Below are 22,128 nucleotides of genomic sequence, written 5' to 3' on the forward strand. Positions count from 1 at the left end.
GGCCGCCGCCCGCCGGCGGCGGCCGGGCACCTGCGCGTGCGGCGGGATCAGGCGCCGCCCTCGGCCAGCGCCACCGTCATCGGCGCGAACCCGGTGCCCGTCACGTCCACGCCCTCGGCCGTCAGCTCGTCGAGGGCCTGCTGCACGTACTCGTTGGTGAAGGCGTCCGCGTCCGGTTCCCTCGTGATGACCGTCTGCCCCTCGGCGTTCCTGGTGTCCAGCGCGATCTGCACCGTCCGCGCCCACGCGTCCTCGGAGATCAGGCCCGCCCCGCCGGGAGCCGGCCAGACGAGCTTGTTGACCTCGTTGACCTGCCACAGCTGGTGGCTGGCGCCCAGGGTGGACCCGCGGGCCACGACGACGTCGCGGGCCTGCTCGGGGTTGTCGCGGGCGAACACCCAGCCCTTGAGCGAGGCCTTGAGGAACTTGACGGTCTGCTCCTGGTAGGCGGTGTCGGCGAGCCTGTCGGTGCTCGCCCACACCGCGTCCTGCAGCATGGCGGTGCCCACCTCGTTCCAGTCCAGCACGGAGAAGTCGGCGGGGGTGAAGAGCGCACCCGTGGCCGGGTTCGTCGCCTCCAGCAGCTGGGCGAACTCGTTGTAGGTCATGGCCTGCGCGGCGTCGATGTCGCCCTGCAGCAGGCCGAGCATGTCGAACTGCTGCTGCACCAGCTCGACGTCGGCGCTCGGGTCCAGCCCGGCCGCGGTCATCGCGGCGAACAGCTCGTACTCGTTGCCGAACCCCCAGTTGCCGACCTTCTTGCCGCGCAGCCCGCCGACGTCGCCGATCCCGGCGTCGGCGAAGGAGACCTGCAGGGTCCCCGAGCGCTGGAAGACCTGCGCGACGTCGGTGATCGCGGCGCCCTGCTCGCGGGAGGCCAGCGCCTTGGGCACCCAGGCGATCGCGTAGTCGGCCTGCCCCTGCGCGAGCACCGTCTGCGGGACGATGTCGGAACCGCCCTCGAGGATCTCCACCTCCAGGCCCTCGTCGGAGTAGTAGCCCTGCTCCAGCGCGGCGAAGTACCCGGCGAACTGCCCCTGCGTCACCCACTGCAGCTGCAGCTTGACGGGGGCACCGCCGGCGCCGGCGGACGCGGGGCTCCCAGCCGCCTCCTGGTCGGCGCTGCCGCAGGCCGCGGCGGACAGGGAGAGCGCACCGCCGGCACCGGCGAGCAGGGCGGAACGGCGGGTGGGGCTGGGGCTCACGAGGACCTCCGGGGGGTGCGGGTGGGGGAGAGCAGCCGCTCCAGCAGCAGCGCGGCGAGGTATGCGAGCAGGCCGAGGGCGACCGCGCCGAGGACGTAGCACCACGCCCGCGGGTAGGCGGTGGCGCTGGCCGCCGAGGTGATGCGCGAGCCCAGGCCGTCCTGGCGGCCGCCGAAGTACTCGGCGACGACCGCCGCGATGACCGCCAGGGACGAGGCCAGCCGCAGCCCGGTGAACAGGTGCGGCACCGCGCCCGGCAGCCGCACGTGGCGGGTGACGGCCCAGTCGGAGACGGCCAGGCTGCGCATGAGCTCCGCGTGCACGGGGTCGATGCTGCGCAGGCCCCGTGCGGTGTTGACGAACAGCGGGAAGAACACCGCCACGGCGACCACCAGCCGGCGCGGCACCGGGCTGGTCGAGCCGAACATCGCGTTGAACACCGGTGCCAGGGCGACGATCGGCATGGCGTTCGCCGCGGCCGACAGCGGGCTGAGCACCTCGTCGAGCACCCGCACGCGGGCCGCCAGGACCGCGGCCACGACCCCGGCCAGCGAGCCGGCCACCAGACCCGCGAACGCGGTCGTGCCCGTCGCGAGCGCGGCGCGCACGACGTCCCCGGCCACCGGGCCGAACGCCTGCGCGACGGCCAGCGGGGAGGGCAGCACGAACGTCGCGACGCGGCCCGCGACGACCACCAGCTGCCACAGCAGCAGCACGGCCACGCCCACCAGCAGCGGCGGGGCGAGGACGTGCGCCCGCCCGCTCACCGGTCCTCCCCGTGCAGGGCGCCGGCGACGGGGGTGCGGCCGCGCAGCGCCTCGCGCACGGCGGTGATGGCGGCGAAGAACGCCGGGTGCTCGCGGCCGTCCTCGTCGCGGCTGGGCAGGTCGACGTCGACGACCCGCACGACGCGCCCCGGACGCGCCGACATGACGGCCACCTGCGTGGAGCAGAAGACGGCCTCGGCGATGGAGTGGGTGACGAGCACGACCGTGGTGCCGGTCCGCTCGCGGATCGCCAGCAGCTCAGCCTGCATCCGCTCGCGGGTCATCTCGTCGAGGGCGCCGAAGGGCTCGTCCATGAGCAGCAGGGGCGGTTCCTCCGCCAGCGACCGGGCGATCGCCACCCGCTGCTGCATCCCGCCGGACAGCTGCGCCGGCCGGGCGCCGGCGAAGTCGCCCAGCCCGACGAGGTCCAGCAGGTACCGGGCGCGCCGGGCGCGCTCGCGCCTGCCGACGCCGTGCAGCTCCAGCGGCAGCTCGACGTTGCGCTGCACGGTGCGCCACTCCAGCAGTCCCGCCGACTGGAAGGCGATGCCGTAGTGGTGCGCCAGCCGCGCCTCGTGGGCGCTGACCCCGCCGACCAGGACGGTGCCCGCGGTGGGGGTGACGAGGTCACCGATGCAGCGCAGCAGCGTGGACTTGCCGCAGCCGGACGGGCCGATGAGCGAGACGAAGGCGCCGGCCTCGACGGTGAGGTCGACGCCGGACAGCGCGAGCACCTCGCCCGAGGCGGTGGCGAAGCGCTGCTCCAGGCCGGTGACCTGCACGGCGGGGGTGCTCACGGGTTTCCTCCAGGTCCACGTCCGCGGCGCAGCAGCAGGACGTCCAGCAGGGACACGAGCGCGGCGGCCAGCAGCCCCAGCAGGGCTGCGCCGAGGATCGCCGCGTACAGCCGGCCCGGCGAGGACGTGGCCTGCTGGGCGTACTCCAGGACGAGGCGGCCGATGCCGCCGCGGGTGCCGGTGGAGATCTCCGCGACGATCGAGCCGACGACGGCCTGGGCGGCCGCGAGGCGCAGCGCCGGCACGAGGAAGGGCACGCACGCGGGGAAGCGCAGCCGCAGCAGCGTCTGGCGCCGCGTCGCCGCGAGGCTGGTGAACAGCTCCTGCTCCGCGCCGCCGGGGGCCTGCAACCCGCGCAGGGCGCCCAGGGCGACGGGGCAGGAGGCCAGGAAGGCGGAGACGGCGACGACCGAGGTCCACGGCTGCCAGGTCAGCGTCGGCGTCAGCGCGAGCCTGCCGCCCCAGGCGGCGACGAGCGGGGCGACGGCGATGACGGGCACGGTCTGGCTCAGGACGACGTAGGGCAGCAGGCCCCGCTCGAGCAGGCGGGAGCGCTGCATGGCGACCGCCAGCAGGAGGCCGGCGGCGGAGCCCAGCAGCCAGCCGCCGGCCGCCATCCGCAGCGTCCCGGCGGCCGCGCTCAGCACCGCCACGCCCACGGTGCGCGCGCCGGGCACCGCCACCTCCGGCTCGCCGAGCGTGGCGAGGACCTCGCCGACCCCCGGCATGGAGCGCGGGTCCGCCCGGGGCAGGACGCGCTGCCCGCCGACCTCGAGGCCCTGCACCGGCCCGAACGCCCGGTACAGCTCCCAGGCCAGCAGCAGCGCCGCGACCCCGGCCAGCGCCGTGGCGGTGCGGCGCAGCCCCGGCACCAGGCGCGCGGTGGGGCGCGCCCCGGCCGGCGCCGGTGCGGCCGGCCGCGCCGGTCGGTCGGCGAGCAGTCCGCTCACGCCGGCTCCCGCGAGAGGGCGGGGACCTGCTCGGCCAGGGCCGGCAGCACGAGGTCGCCGTAGGCGCGCAGCGTCTGCTCCTTGGCGTCGTGCTGCAGGTAGAGCGCGAACTGGTCGACGCCCAGGGCCTGCAGGTCGCGCAGCCGGGCGACGTGCTCGGCGGGGGAGCCGAGCAGGCAGAAGCGGTCGACGACCTCGTCGGGGACGAAGTCGGCGTGGGTGTTGCCCACCCGGCCGTGCTGGTTGTAGTCGTAGCCCTCGCGGCCGGCGATGTAGTCGGTGAGCGCCGCGGGCACCGGGTTGGCGCCGCCGCCGTCGGTGCCGTAGCGCTCGACGATGTCGGCCACGTGGTTGCCCACCATCCCCCCGAACCAGCGGCACTGGGCGCGGGCGTGCTCCAGCGCGGCGGCTCCGCCGTCGGTGACGTAGGCCGGGGCGGCCACGCAGACCTTCACGCTGTCGGGGTCGCGGCCGGCCGCCGCCGCGGCGTCCTTCACGGCCTTGATCGTCCAGGCCGCGATGTCGGGGTCGCCCAGCTGCAGGATGAACCCGTCGGCCACCTCGCCGGTCAGCGCCAGCGCCTTCGGCCCGTAGGCCGCGACCCAGACCTCCGTGGGTGCGCCGGGGTGCTCGCGCGCCCACGGCAGGCGCACCGTCTGCCCGCGGTGCTGCACGGGCCGGCCGTTGGCCAGCTCCCGGATGACGTGCACCGCCTCGCGCAGGGTCGCCAGGGTCGTCGGCCTGCCCGACAGCGTGCGCACGGCGGAGTCGCCCCGGCCGATCCCGCAGATCGTGCGCGGGCCGTACATCTCGTTGAGCGTGGCGTACGTCGAGGCCGTGACGGACCACTCGCGGGTGGCGGGGTTGGTGACCATCGGCCCGACGACGACCTTGCGGGTAGCGTTGAGGATGGCCGAGTGGATGACGTACGGCTCCTGCCACAGCACGTGGGAGTCGAAGGTCCAGACGTGGGTGAACCCGTACGTCTCGGCCAGCCGGGACAGCTCGACGACGCGGCCGGCGGGGGGAGTGGTCTGCAGGACGACACCGAAGTCCACTTCGGGGTTCCTCCTTCTCGGTCGGCGGGGGCTCAGCGCAGGTACTGCGACAGCCCGCGGGGGACGAAGCGCCCGTGGCCGGGGCTGCCGGAGAACGTGCCGCGGTCGACGACGACGCGCCCGCGGGAGAGCACCGTGCGCACCGCGCCCGTCAGCTCGAAGCCCTCGAACGCGGAGTAGTCGATGTTCATGTGGTGCGTGGCCGCGCTGATGCGGGTGGTGGCCCGCGGGTCGTAGACGACGACGTCCGCGTCCGAGCCGGGGGCGATCGTCCCCTTGCGCGGGTACATCCCGAACATCCGCGCCGGGGTGGTGGAGCACGTCTCCACCCAGCGCTGCAGCGACAGGTGCCCGTCGACGACGCCCTGGTGGACGAGGTCCATCCGGTGCTCGACCCCGCCCATCCCGTTGGGGATCCTCGAGAAGTCCCCGCGCCCCAGCTGCTTCTGGTCCGCGAAGCAGAACGGGCAGTGGTCGGTGGAGACCACGGCCAGGTCGTCGGTGCGCAGGCCCTTCCACAGGTCGGCCGCGTGCGGCTCGAACTTCGAACGCAGCGGCGTGGAGCAGGCGTACTTGGCCCCCTCGAAGCTGCCCGGCCCGCCGGCGCCGAGGTGGTCCTCCAGCGTCAGGTACAGGTACTGCGGGCAGGTCTCGGCGAACACGTTGCGACCCTCGCTGCGGGCGGCGGCGATGCGCGCCAGCGCCTGGGAGGCGGAGACGTGCACGACGTACAGCGGGGTGCCGCCGGCCACCTCGGCGAGAGCGATGGCCCGGTTGGTCGCCTCCGCCTCCATCGCCGCCGGCCGGGTCAGCCCGTGGAACACCGGGTCCACGTCGCCGCGGGCCAGCGCCTGCTGCACGAGGACGTCGATGGCGGTTCCGTTCTCGGCGTGCATCATGACGACGGCGCCGTTGTCGGTGGCGCGCTGCATGGCCCGCAGGATCTGCCCGTCGTCGGAGAAGAACACCCCCGGGTAGGCCATGAACAGCTTGAAGCTGGTGATCCCCTCGTGGGCGACGAGGGAGTCCATCGCCTTCAGCGAGTCCTCGTCCACCCCGCCGAGGATCATGTGGAACCCGTAGTCGACGAACGAGTTCCCCGCCGCCTTGGCGTGCCAGGCCTCCAGCGCCTGCTCGACGACCTCCCCGTTGCGCTGCACGGCGAAGTCCACGATCGTCGTCGTGCCGCCGAAGGCGGCGGCGCGGGTGCCGGTCTCGAAGGTGTCGGAGGCCTCCGTCCCGCCGAAGGGCATCTGCATGTGCGTGTGCACGTCGACCCCGCCGGGCAGCACGTAGCAGCCGGAGGCGTCGATCCGCTCGTCGACGGCGAGCTCCGCTCCGCCGCCGGGGGCCAGCAGGGCGAGGACCACCTCGCCCTCGACGAGGACGTCGGTGGGGGTGGCGCCGGTGGCCGAGACCAGCGTGCCCCCGGAGATCAGCGTGCGCGCCGTGCGCGTCGTCCCCGCCGTCACGGCCGCACCAGGTCCCCGTAGGAGTCGGGTCGGCGGTCGCGGTAGAACTGCCAGTCGGTGCGGGCCCGGCGGATCAGGTCCATGTCCAGGTCGCGGATCAGCAGCTCCTCCTCGGTGCCGCTGGCCTTCTGGCCGACGAAGTTCCCCTGCGGGTCGACGACGTAGCTGGTGCCGTAGAAGGCGACGGCGTCGTCACCGAACTCGCCGGTCTCGGCGCCGACACGGTTGGGCACCGCCACGAAGTAGCCGTTGGCCCCGGCCGCGGCGGGCTGCTCCAGCTCCCACAACCGGTTCGACAGCCCCGGCTTGGAGGCGTTGGGGTTGAAGACGATCTCCGCGCCCGCCAGGCCCAGCGCGCGCCAGCCCTCGGGGAAGTGCCGGTCGTAGCAGATGTACACGCCGATGCGGCCCGCCGAGGTCTCGAACACCGGGTACCCCAGGTTGCCGGGGCGGAAGTAGAACTTCTCCCAGAACTTCTCGACGTGCGGGATGTGGTGCTTGCGGTACTTGCCCAGGTACCTGCCGTCGGAGTCGACGACGGCGGCGGTGTTGTAGAGGACCCCCGGCATCTCCTCCTCGTAGACGGGCAGCACCATCACGATGCCCAGTTCGGCGGCCAGCGCCTGGAAGCGCGCCACGGTCGGGCCGGGCACGGACTCGGCGTAGTCGTAGTACGCGGCGTCCTGGGTGATCCCGAAGTAGGGCCCGTAGAACAGTTCCTGGAAGCACACGACCTTCGCGCCGGCCTCGGCGGCGGCCCGCGCGTGGTCCTCGTGCGCCTTGACCATGCTCTCCTTGTCGCCCGTCCAGGCGGCCTGCACGAGCGCGATGCGCAACGTCGTCATGGCGGACAGGGTTCCGCGGGCGACGGATCCGTCACAAGAACGTCCCGGCACGCGTTTCCCCCCGTACTGTGTGCAGATGCACAGCGTGGGAAACGCGGCCGAAACGGCCGCCGTGCGGTCGGTGCTGCTGGAACTGCTCGGCGACGTCGACGCCATCGCCGAGCGCTTCGTCGTGGCCCTCACCCAGGTCGTGCCGTACTCCGACGGCGCCGTCGACCGCGCGCAGCTGCTGGCCGACGGGGTGAACACCTACGAGCGGGTGCTGCGCCGGCTGGTCGGGATGCCGGTGCCGGAGCGGTTCGTGGAGCTCTCCCGCGGGCTCGGCCGCCACCGCGCGCAGCTGGACGTGCCGCTGTCCGCGGTGACCACCGGCACGCGGCTGCACTTCCGCATCGTGTGGGAGGAGCTGGCCGAGCGGCTGCCGCCGGACGCGCTCGTGGCGATGGTGACGCTGCCCGTGCAGCTGTGGCAGGCCGTCGAGGAGCACTCCACCGACGTGCAGATCGGCTACCACGAGGCCGCGACCGCGCTGGCCTTCGAGCGCGACCGCGACCGCCGCCGCGTCGTCGAGGCGTTCCTCGACTCCGACGGCGAGGACGGCGAGCTGCTGGCGCGTGCGGCCGGCGTCCTGGGCGCGGGGACGGGCGACGACGTGTTCGTCGCCTTCGTGCCGGGCCGCGCCCGGCAGGCGGTGACCGCGCTGGCCGCGCGGGGCGGTGTGCACCTGCACGAGTGGCACGGCGGGACGGTCGTGCTCGCCCACCGCCCGCGGGGCACCTGGCCGCTGGACGCCGGAACCTCCGGGCGGCCCGTCGTGCCCGCCGCCCTGCGGGCGGTGCCCTGCGGGGTCGGCCCGCTGGCGCACGGGGTGGGCCGGGTGCCCCGGGCGCTGCGCGTCGCCCAGCAGGTGGCGGGGGCGCTGCCCGCGACCGCGGCGGCGCCGGCCCGGCTGGCCGGCGCGGCGGTCGCGGTGGCCGCCTCGGCGCTCGGCGGGCTGCGCGAGGACCTGGCCCGCGACGTGCTGCACGAGCTGCTCGTGCTGGCCCCGCCCGAGCGCGACCGGCTGCTGGAGACCGTGGACGCCTACGCGGCCACCGGCTCGGTCGCCACCACCGCCGAGCGGACGTTCTGCCACCGCAACACCGTGCTCAACCGGCTGCGCCGGGTCGCCGAGTGCACGGGGCTGGACATCACCGTCCCCGCCCAGGCGTCCGTGCTGCTGCTCGCGCTCACCGCCTGGCGCTGGCAGGACGGCTGAGCGCGTGCGGTGCGGGCGGGTCCTCCACCACCCCCGCCCGTGCGGGCGGCTGCGAGGATGGCGCGGTGCACCGCAGCAGCAGGCGCGCCGCCGCGCTGGCGGCCCTCGCCGCCGCGCCCGTCGTCGCGGGCGCGCTCGCGGTGCTCGTGGACCTCGCCCACCTGCGGGCCTCCCGCACCGGGCTGGACGGAGCGCCCCGGGTCGTGCCCGAGGCGGTGCTCGTCCTGGGCTTCCCCTCCCGGCCCGGCGGGGCCGTGCACCCCGTGCAGCGCTGGCGCACCGCGATCGCGGTGCGCACCGGGGAGCCGGCCCGCACGCTGCTGGTCTTCTCCGGCGCGGCCCCGGAGGGCGGCGGAGCGGGCGGCCCGAGCGAGGCGGCGGTGATGGCCGGGTGCGCGCGCGACGAGTTCGGCTGGCCCGCCGACCGGATCGCGCTGGAGGAGTCGGCGCGCAGCACGTGGGAGAACGTCGCGCTCAGCCTGCCGCACCTGCAGGGGGCGGCGACGATCGCGGTCGCCTCCTCACCGGTGCACGCGCTGCGCGCGCGGCGCTACCTCGCCCAGCAGCGTCCCGACCTCGCCGCGCGGCTCGTGCCCGCCGACGACCACCGGGCGGGTGAGCAGCTGCGGTGGAAGGCCGCGACGCTGGCCTACGACCTCGCCCGCTCGCTGCGGCTGCGCCTGCCCTCAGGGCTGGCGGCGTTCGACGCGCCACGCGCCCGCGTCGTCGAGCGCGGCCGGCTGCCCGCTGGTGCTGACGAACACCAGCCGGTCGTGCAGCCGTGAGGTGCGGCCCTGCCAGAACTCCACCTCGCGGGCCCGCACGAGGTACCCGCCCCAGTGCGGCGGGGTCGGCACGTCGGCCGGGGACCCGGTGTCCGGCCAGCGGCGGCGCAGCTGCGCCTCGCGCTCGTGCAGCGCCGCCGCCGACTCCACCGGCTGCGACTGCTCGCTCGTCCACGCGCCGATGCGCGAGCCGTAGGGCCGGGAGGTGAAGTACGCCTCGGTCTGCGCCCGCGGCACCTGCTCGGCGCTGCCGCGCACGGCGACCTGCCGGTGCAGGCCGTGCCAGCAGAACAGCAGCGCCACCCGCTCGTCGTGGGCGATGGCCCGCGCCTTGCGGGAGCGGTAGCCCGTGTAGAAGGCGAAGCCCCGCGCGTCGAGCGCCTTGAGCAGCACCGTGCGGGCCGAGACCCCGTCGGCGTCGGCCGTGGCGACGGTCATGGCGTTGGGTTCCAGGACGCCGGCGTCCACCGCGGCCGAGTACCAGCGCTCGAACTGCGCGAGCGGCGTCGGGGCGAGGTCGTCGGTCCCGAAGGGCCGGTCGCCGTAGTCGATGCGGCGCTGGGCGGGGTCCTCCACGGCGCCAGCCTAGGTGCCCCGCGGCCGCGGGGCGGTCCGCGCCCGCGCCGCGGGCTCACCAGCTGCGGTCCAGCGCCTGCAGGACCGCGGTGACCGGGCTCAGCGCCGCCTGCGGCGTCCCGGGGGCGGTCGCCTCGGCGCCGCGCACCAGCGAGGCGAGCACGACCTGGCGGGTGCCGCGCCGGGCGATGCCGACGGTGCCGGCCGTGCCGTACCAGCCGGTGGCGGTCACGTGCGAGAAGCTCCAGCCGCCCGCGAGCAGCGCCGTCGGCAGCCAGGAGCGCAGCTGCAGGCGCGCCGCGGCCGGCAGCGCGGGCCCGAGCAGCAGGACCCCGTAGTCGCGCGCCAGCGCCCGCGCCGTCGTGCTGTCGCGCGGGTCCCAGGGCTCGCCGGAGGCGGACTCGGGCGCCCACCGGTCCACCCGGGTGGTCCCGTCGCCCAGGGAGCGGCAGAAGCGGGTGAGGCCGGGCGGGCCCCCGCTCAGCTGCAGGAGCAGGTTGGCGGCCGTCTCGTCGCCGCGCCCCAGCGCCGCCGTGCACAGCTGCGCCACGCTCATCCCCTCCCGCACGTGGCTGCCGGCGACGGGGGAGCCGGGGAGGACGTCGTCGGCGCCGTAGCGCACGCGGCGGGTCAGGGGGGTCGCCGTCCGCAGCAGCTGGGCGGCGGCCAGCCCCGCGGCCAGCGCCAGCAGCGGCCGCTGGTGGTGCCCGTCGTGGTCCAGCCGCCGGCCGCTGCGCAGGTCCACCGCCCACACCGCGGCGCGGGTGGCGTCGAGCTGGGCGTCCAGGTACGCACCGAGGTCGAAGGTGCGCCCGTCGCGCTCCTCCGGCTCGTCCCCGCCCTGCCGCTGCGCCCGCTCCCGCCGCTCGCGCGCGTCCTGGGCGTCCCGCGGGGTGGCGGCGAGGGCGACCAGCCCGGTCCCCAGCAGCGTGCGCCGGCGCACCAGCACGAGCACCTCCCCGCCCAGCGGTCCCTCGGACAGCGGTGTCCGCCGCCAGCCTCCACCGGCGCGGCCGGCGGCGCCAGCGGTGCGCGGTGGAGAGGTTGCGCGGCCAACCGGTGCGGACGAGGCTGGCCGGGTGCCCACCTCCAGCGACCTGCCGGGCCGGGCGGTCCCGGCGCCGGTCCCCGCCCAGCCCGGGCACCGCTCGGCCCGCGACGAGAGCGCCTCGCTGGACGCCGACGCCGTCAGCGCCTTCCTGCACGCCCCCATCGGGGTCGCCGTGTGCACGCCGGACGGGGTGGTGACCCGGGTCAACGGCGCGGTGACCCGGCTGCTGGGGTACGCGGAGGAGGAGCTGCTGGGACGGGACCTGTTCCGGCTGGTGCAGCCCGAGCTCGTCGCCGGCGCGATCGCCGCCTGCGCGGCCCTGCGCCAGCGGCCGGAGGAGACCGTGGTGCACGAGACCCGGTTCCGCTCCCGGGACGGCCGCTCGATCGACGTGCGGGTGACCACCTCCGCCGTCCGCGCCACGGCCGCCGCACCCGCGCACGCGATCATGCACCTGGAGGACGTCAGCCAGCGCGAGGACCTGCGCCGGCAGCTGGAGCACCAGGCCAGCCACGACGCGCTGACCGGTCTGGCCAACCGCGCCGCCTTCCTCGAGCAGCTGCAGCGGGCGCTGCCGCGCGGTGAGCGCCACGGCGAGCCCGTCACCGTGCTCTACCTCGACCTCAACGGCTTCAAGCAGGTCAACGACCGCTTCGGCCACGCCGCCGGGGACGAGGTGCTGCGCGGCTTCGCCGCCCACCTGCGCGGGCTGCTGCGCCCGGAGGACACCGCGGCGCGGCTGGGCGGTGACGAGTTCGCGGTGCTGTGCGAGGGCACCTCGCCCGAGCAGGCCGCGGTCGTCGCCCGGCGGCTCGCCGACGGGTTCCGCAGCACCGGGGCCGGTCCGGACGTGCTCGAGGTCGGCGTGGCCGTCGGCGTGGCCACCTCGCCGGACGCCGACGGCACCCGCCCGGGCACCGAGGACCTGCTGCACGCCGCCGACGCCGCGATGTACGCCGCCAAGTCGCGCCCGTCCCGCTAGCCGTCCCCGCGCACGCCGCGGGCGTGCCGCGGCCGCCGGGTGGCCGCCGCGGTCGCCGCGGCGGTGGTGCGGCAGACTCCGCCGCGTGGACGCTGCCGGCCGGGCCCTCGCCGCGGCCCTGGGCGTGCGGCCCACCGACCGCGTGCGGCCACCGCTCGACGACCCCGCCCTGGGCGTCGACGTGCCGGCGCGGCCGCGGCGGGCCTGGGCGCACCGGCTGGTCGTGGTGGGTGATTCCCTGACGCAGGGTTTCCAGCACTACGCCGTGCACGCCACCGACCTCAGCTGGCCCGCGCTGGTCGCCGACCGGCTGGGCGCGCGGTTCGCGCACCCGGTCGACCGCGGTCCCGGCGGCTACCCGCTGAACCTGGAGCTCCTGGCCCGGCGCGTCCTGGGGCGCCCGGCACCGGCCGGGCTCGTCGCGGGGTACCGCTACCTGCGGCAGGTCGAGCGGTGCTACGAGCGCCCGCTGCCGCCCGGGCCGGGAGCGCGCCACGAGAACCTCGGCGTGTGGGGCTGGGACCTGCGCGACGTCCTGTCGCGCACCGCGGACACCGAGCGGGCCCGCGTCGGCCCGCCGGGCCCCTCGCCGCTGGTCGACGACGCGCAGGCGCGGGCCGCGGTGCAGGTCCTCTCCGGCGCCCGCGACCGCGCCGGCCGCGCGCTCGGGCCGCTGGAGGCCGCCCAGGAACTGGGCGCGGACCCCGGTGGCATCGAGACGCTGTGCGTGTGGCTGGGTTCCAACAACGCGCTGGGCAGCGTGGTGCGCCTGGACGCGGTGCCCAGCGGGCCGGGTTTCCGCGACCTGACCGCCAAGGCCCGGTACACGGTGTGGACGGTGGAGCACTTCCGCGCCGAGCTGGAACTGCTCGCGGCCCGGGTGGAGCGCGTCGACGCCGACCACGTGCTCTGGGCGACCGTCCCGCACGTGACGATCCCGCCCGTCACCCGCGGGCTCGGCGGCCCGCTGCCGGGACTGCCGCGGTACTTCAGGTTCTACGGCAGGCCCTGGAAGAGCGACCGGACGTTCGACCCCGACCGCGACCGGCACCTGACGGGGGGCCAGGTGTGGGCCGTCGACCTCGCCGTCGACGAGTACAACCGCGCGCTCGTGCAGGTGGTCGAGCGTGCCCGCCAGGCCGGGCGGGACTGGCGGGTCGTGGACCAGGGGGCCGTCCTGGACCGGCTCGCGGTGCGCCGCAACGACGAGCTGGAGGCGCGCCCGGTGGAGTTCCCGCCGTGGCCGCTGCCGGCGGAGCTGCGCGACCTCGACACCCGGTTCTTCGGCACCGACGAGGCGGGGAACCGCACGCGGGGCGGTCTCTTCGGCCTGGACGGCATCCACCCCACGACGTGCGGGTACGGGATCGTCGCCCAGGAGTTCACCCGCGCGATGCACGCCGCCGGGGTGGAGTTCACCGCGGGACCGGACCTCGACTTCGCCGCGCTGCGCCGCCGCGACAGCCTCGTCCGCTCCCCGCCGCCGGGCCTGGACGCGGTGCTGCGCCGCATCGACCGGTGGGACCAGCGCCTCGGGGTGCTCAGGCGGTGGCTGCCCGGCCGGTGCGGCGCAGCGCCGGCCGGCGCTCAGGCCGGTGCGTGAAGGGGCGAGCTCACTCGCCGATCTTCTGGTCGGCGGACTCCTGCGCCTTGTCGACCTGGCCGTCGAGCTTGCCGCCGCTCTTCTGGTCGACGGCGTCGCCCGCCTTGTCGATGCCGGCGTCGCTGGCCTTCTCGGTGATGTCGTCCAACCCGGGCACGGCGCTCTCCTCCTCCTGCGACTGCCCGGACACGGCGTCCGGGGCGGTGGCACCACTGTCCGCCGGGGCCCGCGGGCCCGCACCTCGAGCGCGGGCCCGCGCTGGGGATGCCGCCGCGCGGTCACCGCCGTAGCGTGCGCAGCGGTGCAGGACCGGCGAGGAGGAAGGCGATGGACGTGACGCACAAGGCCCGCGGAGTCCTGGCCAGCGCGCGCGAGGCGGCAGGCCGCGTGCTGCCCGGCCGGGCGGCGGAGAAGAACCCCCTCGACCCCAGCAGGCCGGGACCGCACGGGGTGTCGCAGACGCTGACGATCGCCCGCCCGCCGCAGGAGGTGCTCACCGCCTGCCGCGACCCGCGGGTGCTCTCCCGGCTGCTGGGCGACCTCGGCCGCGTCGAGACGGGGGAGGGGGACCGGATCACCTTCGTCCTCAGCAGCGAGGGCGAGGAGATGTCGGTGGACACCCGTGCCGTCGAGCGCGAGGACGGGGTCGAGTTCCGCCGCCTGGCGGACCCCGTCGCCGGGGACGGGGACGCCGAGGTCGCCCGTCCCGAGGACGACACCGAGGGCGGCCCGACCGGGGCGGCGGGGGAGTCCGCGCTGCTGGCCGTGCGGGTGCTGCCCGCTCCGCGCGACCTCGGCTCCGAGGTCCGCTTCGAGCTCGACCTGCCCGCCGGCGCCGTCGCCTTCACGCTGCTCTACCGGCTGCGCGCGCTGCTGCAGACCGGTGAGATCCCCACCCTGCGCCCCCAGCCCGCCGCACGCGAGGAGGACCGCTGATGCGCGCACTCGTCTGGAACGGCGTGAACGACCTCGCCGTCGAGACCGTCGACGACCCGACGCTGATCAACCCGCACGACGTCCTGCTGGAGGTGACCCTGACGACGACGTGCGGCTCGGACCTGCACTTCATCGACGGCTACCTGCCCGGCATGCGCTCCGGCGACGTCTTCGGCCACGAGTTCATGGGGGTCGTCGTGGCGGTGGGCCCGCAGGTCCAGCGGGTCGCGGTCGGCGACCGCGTCGTCGTGCCCTCGTTCATCGCCTGCGGGAACTGCTGGTACTGCGAGCGGCAGATGTACTCGCTGTGCGACACGACCAACCCCAACGCGGCCGCCCAGCAGCCGCTGCTGGGGTACCCCTCCGGCGGGATCTACGGCTACACCCACCCTTTCGGCGGGTACGCCGGTTCGCACGCGCAGTTCGTGCGGGTGCCCTTCGGCGACGTCAACTGCTTCGCCGTCCCCGACGGCGTCAGCGACGTGCAGGCCCTGTTCGCCTCCGACGCGGCGCCGACGGGGTTCATGGGCGCGGACTTCTGCGACATCACCCCCGGTGACACGGTGGCCGTCTTCGGCGCGGGGGCCGTGGGGCTGATGGCCGCCCGCGGCGCGCAGCTGGCCGGTGCCGAGCGCGTCATCGTCGTGGACCGGCTGCCCGAGCGGCTGGAGCTGGCCCGCACCCGGCTGGGCGCCGAGACGATCGACTACTCGCAGACCGACAGCGTCCAGGAGGTGCTGCGCGAGAGCACCGGCGGGCGCGGACCGGACGCCGTCGTCGAGGCCGTCGGGATGGAGGGCCACGGGACCGGCGTGCAGCAGGCCGTCGACCGGGTCAAGCAGGCCGTGCGGGCCGAGACCGACCGGGCGACACCGCTGCGGGAGGCGGTCCTGGCCTGCCGCAAGGGCGGGGTCGTCGCCGTCCTCGGCGTCTACGGCCTCACCGACTCCTTCCCCACGGGGGTGGTGCTCAACAAGGGCCTGACCATCCGCGCCGCCCAGCAGCACGGGCAGCGCTACGTCCCGCGGCTGCTGCAGCACCTGGCGGCGGGCGAGCTCGACACCGCGTTCCTGGCCACGCACGAGATGCCGCTGGAGGACGCGGTGCGCGGGTACGAGATGTTCAAGGAGAAGGAGGACGGCTGCCTGCGGGCAGTGTTCCGTCCGTGAGCTGAGGAGAGTCGTGACCACACCCACCGAGAACCCCGGTTCGTCCCAGGCGGCGGAGTCGCCCACCGAGAACGGCTACGGCAACGACACCGGCTTCGCCGCGGAGGCCGAGGAGGCCGACGAGCAGACCGGCGGCCAGTCCGGCGAGCAGTCCGGCGAGCAGCCCGGCAGCTGAGGAGCACCGCGAGGCCGGCGCGGCGGGCCGGGGACGGGAGACCGTCCCCGGCCCGTCGCCATCCCGGCGGGGTGCCGTCTGTCCGGGTGGCGTCTCAGCGCGGCGAGGGCGGACCCGCCGCGGGGGCCCGGCCGCTGCGGGGCGGCGCGGGTGCGGCGGCGCGCTGCACGGCCCGGCGCACGGCCGGTGAGGCGATGGGCACCAGCGGCAGGGGTGCGGGCGGTGCCGCGGGCTCCGGCGGTGCCGCGGGCTCCGGCGGTGCCGGGGGAGCGGCGGCGTAGCCGGCGAGGGCGCCGAACAGCAGCGCGAGGGGCACGGCAGCGGCGACGAGCCCGGGGCGCGGGGCCCGGCCGGCCTCCACGGCCCAGGGGACGAGCGTCAGGCTGGCGAACGAGGCGGCGGCGACGGTGACCGCCCTGCGCGTGCCGAACCCCTGCATGCCGAACCCCCGCACGCCCCGCTCCTCCCCGCCCTCGCGTTCCTCCCGTCCAGCATCACCCGGCGCTCGCCGCGGGCGCCACTCCTCGCGCGTCGCCGCCGGAGGGGCTCAGACCCGGAAGGAGTCCACCGAGGCGCGCAGGTCGCCCACGGTCGCGGTGAGCTGCTGGACGGCCTGCGCGACCTGGTCCACGTGGTGGCGGCTGGACTCGCTGGCACCGGCCACGGTCGCGACGGTCCCGGCGATCTCCTCCGAGCCCGCCGCCGCGGCGGCCACGTTGCGGGCCATCTCGGCGGTGGTGGCCGTCTGCTCCTCCACGGCGGCGGCGATGGTGCTCTGGTGCTGGTCGATGCTGCCGATGATCGAGGAGATCTCCTCGATCGCCGCGGCCGCGTCCGCGGTGCCCGTCTGGATGGCGGCGACCTTGTCGACGATGTCGTGGGTGGCCTCGGCGGTCTGCTGGGCGAGCTCCTTGACCTCGCTGGCGACGACGGCGAAGCCCTTGCCGGCGTCCCCGGCGCGGGCGGCCTCGATGGTGGCGTTGAGGGCCAGCAGGTTGGTCTGCTCGGCGATGGCGGTGATGGTCTTGACGACCGAGGCGATCTGCTCGGAGGCCTGGCTGAGGGCGGCGACCGCGCTGGAGGTGGTCGAGGCCGTCTCGACGGCCCGGCGCGAGACCTCGGCGGCGGCGGCCGTGCCGTGGGCGATCTCGCGGATCGAGGTGCCCATCTCCTCGGCGCCCGCCGCCAGCGTCGCCACGTTGCCGGAGACCTCCGCGGCGGTCGCCGAGACGGTGCCGGTGCGCTGCGCGGTCTCGGTGTTCGCGGCCTGCAGGTCGGTGGCGGTGCGGCTGAGCGCCTCGGCCATGTCGGCCACCTGGCGGGCGCCGGCGCCCACGCCGGTCACGGTGGCGCGGGTGCTGGCGACCGCCTCGCGCAGGGCGGCGGCGACGTCGGTGAGCTCGTCGGCGCCGTCGACGGCGGGGGTGACCGTGAGGTCGCCGGCCGCGATGGCGCGCACCTGCTCGACGATGCGGTGCAGCGGGCGGGTCAGGCTGCGGGTGACCACGACGAGCAGCCCGACGGCGAGCACCGCGGCCAGCGCCATCGCGGTGAGCAGCAGCGTGCGGCTGCGCTGGGCGGCCGCGGCGGCCTCGGCCTGGGCGGCGTCGCTGCGCTGCTGCGCGGAGTCGCGCAGCTGCTGGGTGAGCTCGAGGATCCTGCCGTAGGCGGTGTAGCCGTTGCCGAGGATCTCCTCCTCGGCGGCGGCGAGGTCCCCGGCGCGGTACAGCTCCACGGCCCGGTCGTCGGAGGTGAAGTAGGTCTTCCACTCCGCCTGCATCTCAGCGTCGGCCGCCTGCTCCGCGGCGGTCATCACCGCGGTGGGCGTGGTCCGCAGGTGGGCCAGCAGGGCCTCCTTGTCGGCCAGGAAGCCGGCGCGGTTGCCGCTGCCGGGGGAGATCGCCTCCGCGGCGCCCAGGCGGTAGCTGTCCCAGGCGTAGGCGACCTGCCAGCCGGAGATGTCCGCGTCGTAGTAGCGGATCGTCTCGACGTAGGAGACCAGCTGCGTCAGGTCGCGCACGTGCTCGGCGGCCTCCCGCTGGCGGGCGGTGCCGGCCAGGCCGACGGAGCCGACGGCGAGGAGCAGGGCGAGCAGGGACCCGAAGGCCAGCGAGAGCCGGGCTCCCACCTTCGTGCGGCGGACCGCGGACATCGGCTCTTCCTTCCCGTGCGGGTCGACGAGGTGCGCCCGCTCCGGCGGCGGTGCTCCCGCTCCATCGGCGGGCGGGCGCCCCGGCTGAAGCCGCACGCGGCGCCGCCCCGCCGGTGCGTCCGCTGACGGGGCCGGGCGCCGCCCTGTACGGTGCCTGCGAACGTTCGCAGACGCGCGGGCGGCGGCGGAGGGGGTGGTGCGTGCGCACGGGTCGGCCGCCCACCATGCGCGACGTCGCCGCGCAGGCCGGGGTCAGCGTCAGCACCGTCTCGCGCGTGGTGAACCGCGAGCGCTACGTCGACGAGGCCACCCGCGAGCGCGTCGAGCAGGCCGTGGCCGCCCTCGGCTTCCTGCGCAACGACAGCGCCCGCGCGCTGCGGCCCGGCCAGCGCACCTCGCTGCTGGCCCTGGTGGTCGAGGACCTCACCAACCCCTTCTCCGCCGAGCTCGCCCACGGCGTCGAGCTCGCCGCCTCGGCCGCGGGGTACGTGCTGCTGCTGCTGTCCACCGGCCTCGACGAGCACGGCCGGCGCGACCGGGCGCGCGAGCGCGAGATCGTCGAGGAGCTGCTGCGCCGCCGCGTCGAGGGGGTCCTGCTCGTGCCGGCCGCCGACGACGCCGACGGCCTGTACGCCGACCTCGCCGCCCGCACGCCCGTGGTCTTCGTCGACCGGCTGCCGCGCGGGGTGAGCGGTGACGTCGTGCTGCTCGACAACTCCGGCGGCGCCCGCCGCGTCACCGAGCTGCTGCTGGCGCGCGGGCACCGGCGCATCGGCTACGTCGGCGGCGACCGCGGCACGGCGCCCGGCTCGCGGCGCCTGGCCGGCTTCCGCGCCGCCCTGCGCGCCGCCGGGGTCGCCGAGGTCCCCGCGCTGCTCGCCTTCGGCAACCGCAGCAGCGAGGACGCGCGGGCGGCCACCGCGGCGCTGCTGGCGGACCCCGAACCCCCCACCGCCCTCTTCTGCGACAACAACCGCATGACCGTGGGTGCGCTGATCGCCGTCCACCGCGCCCGTGCCGACGTCGTCCTGGCCGGTTTCGACGCCGTCGAGCTCGCCGAGGTGCTCGTGGACCGGGTCGCGCTGGTCACCTACGACCCGGTCGACGTGGGCCGGCGGGCCGCCCGCCAGCTCGTCGACCGGATCGCCGGCTCGACCGCGCCCGCGCGGCGCACCACCGTGCCCGTCGGCCTCGCCGAGTCCGGCGAGCCCACGACCACCCGGGTCGACCACCCGGGCTGACCGCCCGACCGCCGACACGTCGAGGAGGACGTCCGTGCACGACCAGCGCTCCACCACCGAGGCCCGGCTCGAACGGGCCCTCGCCCAGCGCATCGCCCCCGCGGTGCACACCCCGGGGGTCCCCGTGGAGGTGGCGGCCTGGCACGCGCCGGGGGAGCCCGTCCCCGTCGCCGAGGGCCTGGCCGCCGCCTTCGAGCCGTTCGCCGTCGGGCGGGCGTGGGGGCCGCCGTGGAGCACGACGTGGTTCCGCCTGCGCGGGCAGGTGCCCGAGCGGTTCGCCGGGCGCGAGGTGGAGGTCGTCTTCGACCTCGGCACCGACGCGCGCAACGTCGGGTTCCAGGCCGAGGGCCTGGTCTACACCGCCGACGGCCGGGCGGTGAAGTCCATCAACCCGCTCTCGACGTGGATCCCGGTGCCCGCGGGCACCACGACGTTCGAGTTCTACGTCGAGGCCGCGGCCAACCCCGACGTCCTGGGCGGAGGGGGGCAGGCGTTCGAGCCCACCCCGCTCGGCGACGTGCTCACCGCCCCCCGCGACCCGCTGTACGTGCTGGCCCGCGCCGAGGTCTGCGCGCGCGAGGGCGAGGTCGCCGACCTGCTCGCCGACCTGGAGGTGCTCGGCGGGCTCATGCTCGAGCTGCCGCTGGAGGACGCGCGCCGCTGGGAACTGCTGCGCGGGGTCGACGCGTGCCTGGACGCCCTCGACCCGCACGACGTGGCCGGGACGGCCGCCGCCGCGCGCGCGGTGCTCGCCCCGCTGTTCGCCTCCCCCGCACGGGCCTCCGCCCACCGCGTCAGCGCGGTCGGGCACGCGCACATCGACTCCGCCTGGTTGTGGCCGCTGCGCGAGACGGTGCGCAAGGTGGCGCGCACCACCGCGAACGTCACCCAGCTCATGGACGTCCACCCGTCCTTCGTCTACGCGATGAGCTCGGCCCAGCAGTTCGCCTGGATCGCCGAGCACCGCCCCGAGGTCCACGAGGAGGTGCGGGCGCGCATCGCCGAGGGGCGCTTCGTCCCGGTCGGCAGCATGTGGGTGGAGTCCGACACCAACATGGTCGGCGCGGAGGCGATGGCCCGGCAGTTCCTGGAGGGCAAGCAGTTCTTCGCCCAGGAGTACGGCGTCGACACCGAGGAGGCGTGGCTGCCGGACTCCTTCGGCTACTCCGCGGCGCTGCCGCAGATCATGAAGCTCGCCGGCGTCCGCTGGTTCCTCACCCAGAAGATCTCCTGGAACACCGAGAACCGCTTCCCGCACCACACCTTCGACTGGGAGGGCATCGACGGCACGCGGATCTTCACCCACTTCCCGCCCGTCGACACCTACAACTCCGAGCTGTCGGCGAAGGAGCTCGCGCACGCCGCCCGCAACTTCTCCGAGAAGGGCCGCGCCACGACCTCGCTGGTCCCCTTCGGCTGGGGCGACGGCGGCGGCGGACCCACCCGCGAGATGCTGGCCCGCGCCGACCGCCTCGGCGACCTCGACGGCTCGCCCCGGGTCTCGCTGCACTCCCCGCGGGAGTTCTTCACCACCGCCGAGCAGGAGTACCCCGACCGCCCCGTCTGGTCCGGTGAGCTGTACCTGGAGATCCACCGCGGCACGTACACCTCGCAGGCGAGGACCAAGCAGGGCAACCGCCGCAACGAGCACCTGCTGCGCGAGGCGGAGCTGTGGGCGGCGACGGCCGCGGTGCTGCGCGGCGCCGAGTACCCGGCCGCGCGGCTGAAGGAGCTGTGGCGCACCGTGCTGCTGCACCAGTTCCACGACATCCTGCCCGGCTCCTCCATCGCGTGGGTGCACCGCGAGGCGGCCGCGACCCACGCCCGGGTGAGCGCGGAGCTGGAGGAGGTCGTCGCCACCTCCCTCGCGGCCCTGGCGGGCGGGGGCGGCACCGACCTGGTCGCCAACGCCGCCCCCCACGCGCGCGACGGCGTCCCCGCGCTCGGCCTGGCACCCGCGGTGCCCGCCGCCGCGGCCGTCGAGGTCGAGCGCGGCCAGGACGGGCGCACCGTGCTGGACAACGGGCTGCTGCGCCTGGTCGTCGACGCGGCGGGCCACTGCGTCTCGGTGCGCGACCTCGCCGCCGACCGCGAGGTGCTGCTGGCGGGCACGAGGGCGAACCTGCTGCAGCTGCACCGCGACACGCCCAACCGCTGGGACGCCTGGGACGTCGACGCGCACTACCGCAACGTCGTCTCCGACCTCGTCGAGGCCGACGACGTGGCCGTCCACGAGGACGACGGCGACGGCGCCCGCGTCGTCGTCACCCGCCGCACGGGCGGGAGCACCCTGGTGCAGACGCTGCGGCTGCCGCGCGGGGAGTCGCGCATCGCCTTCACCCTCGACGCCGACTGGCACGAGCGCGAGACCCTGCTCAAGGCCGCGTTCGGCCTCGACGTCCACGCCGACCGCTCCGCCTCGGAGGTCCAGTTCGGCCACGTCTTCCGCCCCACCCACGAGAACACCAGCTGGGACGCGGCCCGCTTCGAGATCTGCGCGCACCGCTGGCTGCACGTCGGCGAGGCCGGCTACGGGGCCGCGCTGACGAACTCGGCCACCTACGGCCACGACGTCACCCGCTCCGTCGTCGAGGGCGGGCGCCCCGGCACGACCGTGCGGCTCTCGCTGCTGCGCGCGCCGCTCTCGCCGGACCCGGAGACCGACCAGGGCCGCCACGTCCTGGAGTACTCCCTCGTGGTCGGGGCGCGGATCGCCGACGCGGTGCGCGAGGGGTACCGGCAGAACCTGCCCGTGCGGCGGGTGAGCGGCGCCGGCCCGGTGGCGCCGCTGGTCGCGGTGGACGACCCGGCCGTCGTCGTCGAGGCGGTGAAGCTGGCCGAGGACGGGTCGGGCGACGTGGTCGTCCGCCTCTACGAGTCCCTGGGCGGGCGGGCCCGCGCCCGGCTGGACTGGGGCTTCCCGGTCGCCTCGGTCACCGAGGTCGACCTGCTGGAGCGGCCGCTGGAGCAGGGGGCCACGACCGTCGACGACGACGGGGCGCAGGTGTCGCTGCGGCCGTTCCAGATCCTCACCCTGCGCCTGGTGCGCGCCTGAGGCGCGTCCACCGGGCCCTCCATCGGGCCCCGCACCGGGCGTCCCGCCCGG

The 22,128-nt window shown here is 75.9% G+C and carries 21 protein-coding genes; 9 read left to right on the top strand and 12 right to left on the bottom strand.

From position 1 onward, the window contains the following. Window positions 1–47: 47 nt before the first annotated feature. The 7 genes from ACRYM2_RS18410 to ACRYM2_RS18440 are packed head-to-tail and all read right to left on the bottom strand — an operon-like array spanning window position 48 to window position 7,094. Window positions 48–1,205: an ABC transporter substrate-binding protein gene (locus ACRYM2_RS18410; RefSeq protein ID WP_432523886.1), complete on the bottom strand. Its 1,158-nt coding sequence runs from the start codon at window positions 1,203–1,205 to the stop codon at window positions 48–50. Next, complete coding sequence (locus tag ACRYM2_RS18415) at window positions 1,202–1,972, bottom strand: ABC transporter permease (protein ID WP_432523887.1); 771 nt, start codon at window positions 1,970–1,972, stop codon at window positions 1,202–1,204. Before ACRYM2_RS18415 ends, ACRYM2_RS18410 begins: the two co-directional genes overlap by 4 nt. After that, a complete protein-coding gene (locus tag ACRYM2_RS18420; RefSeq protein ID WP_432523888.1) occupies window positions 1,969–2,769 on the bottom strand; it encodes an ABC transporter ATP-binding protein in 801 nt (266 codons plus the stop codon). Before ACRYM2_RS18420 ends, ACRYM2_RS18415 begins: the two co-directional genes overlap by 4 nt. Next, the gene (locus ACRYM2_RS18425) at window positions 2,766–3,719 is read right to left on the bottom strand and encodes an ABC transporter permease (protein ID WP_432523889.1); all 954 of its coding nucleotides are present in this window, start codon (window positions 3,717–3,719) and stop codon (window positions 2,766–2,768) included. The genes ACRYM2_RS18420 and ACRYM2_RS18425 overlap by 4 nt, the downstream gene beginning before the upstream one ends. Continuing rightward, on the bottom strand, window positions 3,716–4,777 hold the full coding sequence (locus ACRYM2_RS18430) for a TIGR03842 family LLM class F420-dependent oxidoreductase (RefSeq protein ID WP_432523890.1): 1,062 nt from the start codon (window positions 4,775–4,777) through the stop codon (window positions 3,716–3,718). The genes ACRYM2_RS18425 and ACRYM2_RS18430 overlap by 4 nt, the downstream gene beginning before the upstream one ends. Before the next feature lie 32 nt (window positions 4,778–4,809). Further along, on the bottom strand, window positions 4,810–6,249 hold the full coding sequence (gene hydA / locus ACRYM2_RS18435) for a dihydropyrimidinase (protein ID WP_432523891.1): 1,440 nt from the start codon (window positions 6,247–6,249) through the stop codon (window positions 4,810–4,812). Next, entirely contained in the window at window positions 6,246–7,094 is an 849-nt protein-coding gene (locus ACRYM2_RS18440) for a nitrilase-related carbon-nitrogen hydrolase (RefSeq protein WP_432523892.1), read from the bottom strand. The genes hydA and ACRYM2_RS18440 overlap by 4 nt, the downstream gene beginning before the upstream one ends. Before the next feature lie 76 nt (window positions 7,095–7,170). Between ACRYM2_RS18440 and ACRYM2_RS18445 the strand changes: the two genes are divergently transcribed. Together ACRYM2_RS18445 and ACRYM2_RS18450 are read left to right on the top strand one after the other, a co-directional pair. Then, complete coding sequence (locus ACRYM2_RS18445; RefSeq protein WP_432523893.1) at window positions 7,171–8,352, top strand: helix-turn-helix domain-containing protein; 1,182 nt, start codon at window positions 7,171–7,173, stop codon at window positions 8,350–8,352. A 65-nt stretch (window positions 8,353–8,417) separates the two neighbouring features. Further along, window positions 8,418–9,137, top strand: coding sequence for an ElyC/SanA/YdcF family protein (locus tag ACRYM2_RS18450; RefSeq protein ID WP_432523894.1), 720 nt, complete (start codon window positions 8,418–8,420; stop codon window positions 9,135–9,137). Here ACRYM2_RS18450 and pdxH read toward each other — a convergent pair. Together pdxH and ACRYM2_RS18460 are read right to left on the bottom strand one after the other, a co-directional pair. Beyond that, the gene (gene pdxH / locus ACRYM2_RS18455) at window positions 9,039–9,713 is read right to left on the bottom strand and encodes a pyridoxamine 5'-phosphate oxidase (RefSeq protein WP_432523895.1); all 675 of its coding nucleotides are present in this window, start codon (window positions 9,711–9,713) and stop codon (window positions 9,039–9,041) included. The two genes, ACRYM2_RS18450 and pdxH, sit on opposite strands and share 99 nt — an antisense overlap. Window positions 9,714–9,768: 55 nt before the next feature. After that, window positions 9,769–10,662, bottom strand: coding sequence for a serine hydrolase (locus ACRYM2_RS18460; RefSeq protein WP_432523896.1), 894 nt, complete (start codon window positions 10,660–10,662; stop codon window positions 9,769–9,771). A 130-nt stretch (window positions 10,663–10,792) separates the two neighbouring features. On the opposite strand from ACRYM2_RS18460, the gene ACRYM2_RS18465 reads away from it, so the two are divergent. Both ACRYM2_RS18465 and ACRYM2_RS18470 read left to right on the top strand, forming a co-directional pair. After that, entirely contained in the window at window positions 10,793–11,746 is a 954-nt protein-coding gene (locus ACRYM2_RS18465) for a GGDEF domain-containing protein (RefSeq protein ID WP_432523897.1), read from the top strand. Window positions 11,747–11,831: 85 nt separating this feature from the next. Beyond that, entirely contained in the window at window positions 11,832–13,349 is a 1,518-nt protein-coding gene (locus ACRYM2_RS18470; protein ID WP_432523898.1) for an SGNH/GDSL hydrolase family protein, read from the top strand. A gap of 10 nt (window positions 13,350–13,359) precedes the next feature. Here the strand turns inward: ACRYM2_RS18470 and ACRYM2_RS18475 are convergent, their stop codons facing one another. Further along, complete coding sequence (locus ACRYM2_RS18475) at window positions 13,360–13,506, bottom strand: antitoxin (RefSeq protein WP_432523899.1); 147 nt, start codon at window positions 13,504–13,506, stop codon at window positions 13,360–13,362. 170 nt (window positions 13,507–13,676) lie between these two features. On the opposite strand from ACRYM2_RS18475, the gene ACRYM2_RS18480 reads away from it, so the two are divergent. Genes ACRYM2_RS18480 through ACRYM2_RS18490 form a run of 3 tightly spaced genes read left to right on the top strand, consistent with a single transcriptional unit; the run spans window position 13,677 to window position 15,629 of the window. Then, the gene (locus ACRYM2_RS18480; RefSeq protein WP_432523900.1) at window positions 13,677–14,285 is read left to right on the top strand and encodes a hypothetical protein; all 609 of its coding nucleotides are present in this window, start codon (window positions 13,677–13,679) and stop codon (window positions 14,283–14,285) included. Continuing rightward, window positions 14,285–15,454 (top strand): zinc-dependent alcohol dehydrogenase, encoded by a 1,170-nt coding sequence (locus ACRYM2_RS18485; protein WP_432523901.1) that lies wholly within the window; start codon window positions 14,285–14,287, stop codon window positions 15,452–15,454. The genes ACRYM2_RS18480 and ACRYM2_RS18485 overlap by 1 nt, the downstream gene beginning before the upstream one ends. Window positions 15,455–15,467: 13 nt before the next feature. Beyond that, window positions 15,468–15,629, top strand: coding sequence for a hypothetical protein (locus ACRYM2_RS18490; protein ID WP_432523902.1), 162 nt, complete (start codon window positions 15,468–15,470; stop codon window positions 15,627–15,629). Between the two features lie 94 nt (window positions 15,630–15,723). Here the strand turns inward: ACRYM2_RS18490 and ACRYM2_RS18495 are convergent, their stop codons facing one another. Beyond that, complete coding sequence (locus ACRYM2_RS18495; RefSeq protein WP_432523903.1) at window positions 15,724–16,083, bottom strand: hypothetical protein; 360 nt, start codon at window positions 16,081–16,083, stop codon at window positions 15,724–15,726. Between the two features lie 93 nt (window positions 16,084–16,176). Next, window positions 16,177–17,781 carry a methyl-accepting chemotaxis protein gene (locus ACRYM2_RS18500; RefSeq protein WP_432523904.1) on the bottom strand — a complete coding sequence of 535 codons (1,605 nt, stop codon included), beginning with the start codon at window positions 17,779–17,781 and terminating at the stop codon, window positions 16,177–16,179. A 200-nt stretch (window positions 17,782–17,981) separates the two neighbouring features. Here ACRYM2_RS18500 and ACRYM2_RS18505 point away from each other — a divergent pair, with 200 nt between their 5' ends. Both ACRYM2_RS18505 and ACRYM2_RS18510 read left to right on the top strand, forming a co-directional pair. Further along, entirely contained in the window at window positions 17,982–19,022 is a 1,041-nt protein-coding gene (locus ACRYM2_RS18505; protein WP_432523905.1) for a LacI family DNA-binding transcriptional regulator, read from the top strand. A gap of 34 nt (window positions 19,023–19,056) precedes the next feature. Beyond that, a complete protein-coding gene (locus ACRYM2_RS18510) occupies window positions 19,057–22,077 on the top strand; it encodes an alpha-mannosidase (protein WP_432523906.1) in 3,021 nt (1,006 codons plus the stop codon). Window positions 22,078–22,128: the final 51 nt, after the last annotated feature.

This window comes from Kineococcus aridisoli (assembly GCF_050871885.1).
Classification (GTDB): domain Bacteria; phylum Actinomycetota; class Actinomycetes; order Actinomycetales; family Kineococcaceae; genus Kineococcus.

Excerpts from the sequence above, each read along its gene's own strand:
- ACRYM2_RS18500 (WP_432523904.1), bottom strand. The coding sequence starts at position 17,781 with ATGTCCGCGGTCCGCCGCACGAAGGTGGGAGCCCGGCTCTCGCTGGCC.
- ACRYM2_RS18480 (WP_432523900.1), top strand. The coding sequence starts at position 13,677 with ATGGACGTGACGCACAAGGCCCGCGGAGTCCTGGCCAGCGCGCGCGAG.
- ACRYM2_RS18485 (WP_432523901.1), top strand. The coding sequence starts at position 14,285 with ATGCGCGCACTCGTCTGGAACGGCGTGAACGACCTCGCCGTCGAGACC.
- ACRYM2_RS18440 (WP_432523892.1), bottom strand. The coding sequence starts at position 7,094 with ATGACGACGTTGCGCATCGCGCTCGTGCAGGCCGCCTGGACGGGCGAC.
- ACRYM2_RS18445 (WP_432523893.1), top strand. The coding sequence starts at position 7,171 with ATGCACAGCGTGGGAAACGCGGCCGAAACGGCCGCCGTGCGGTCGGTG.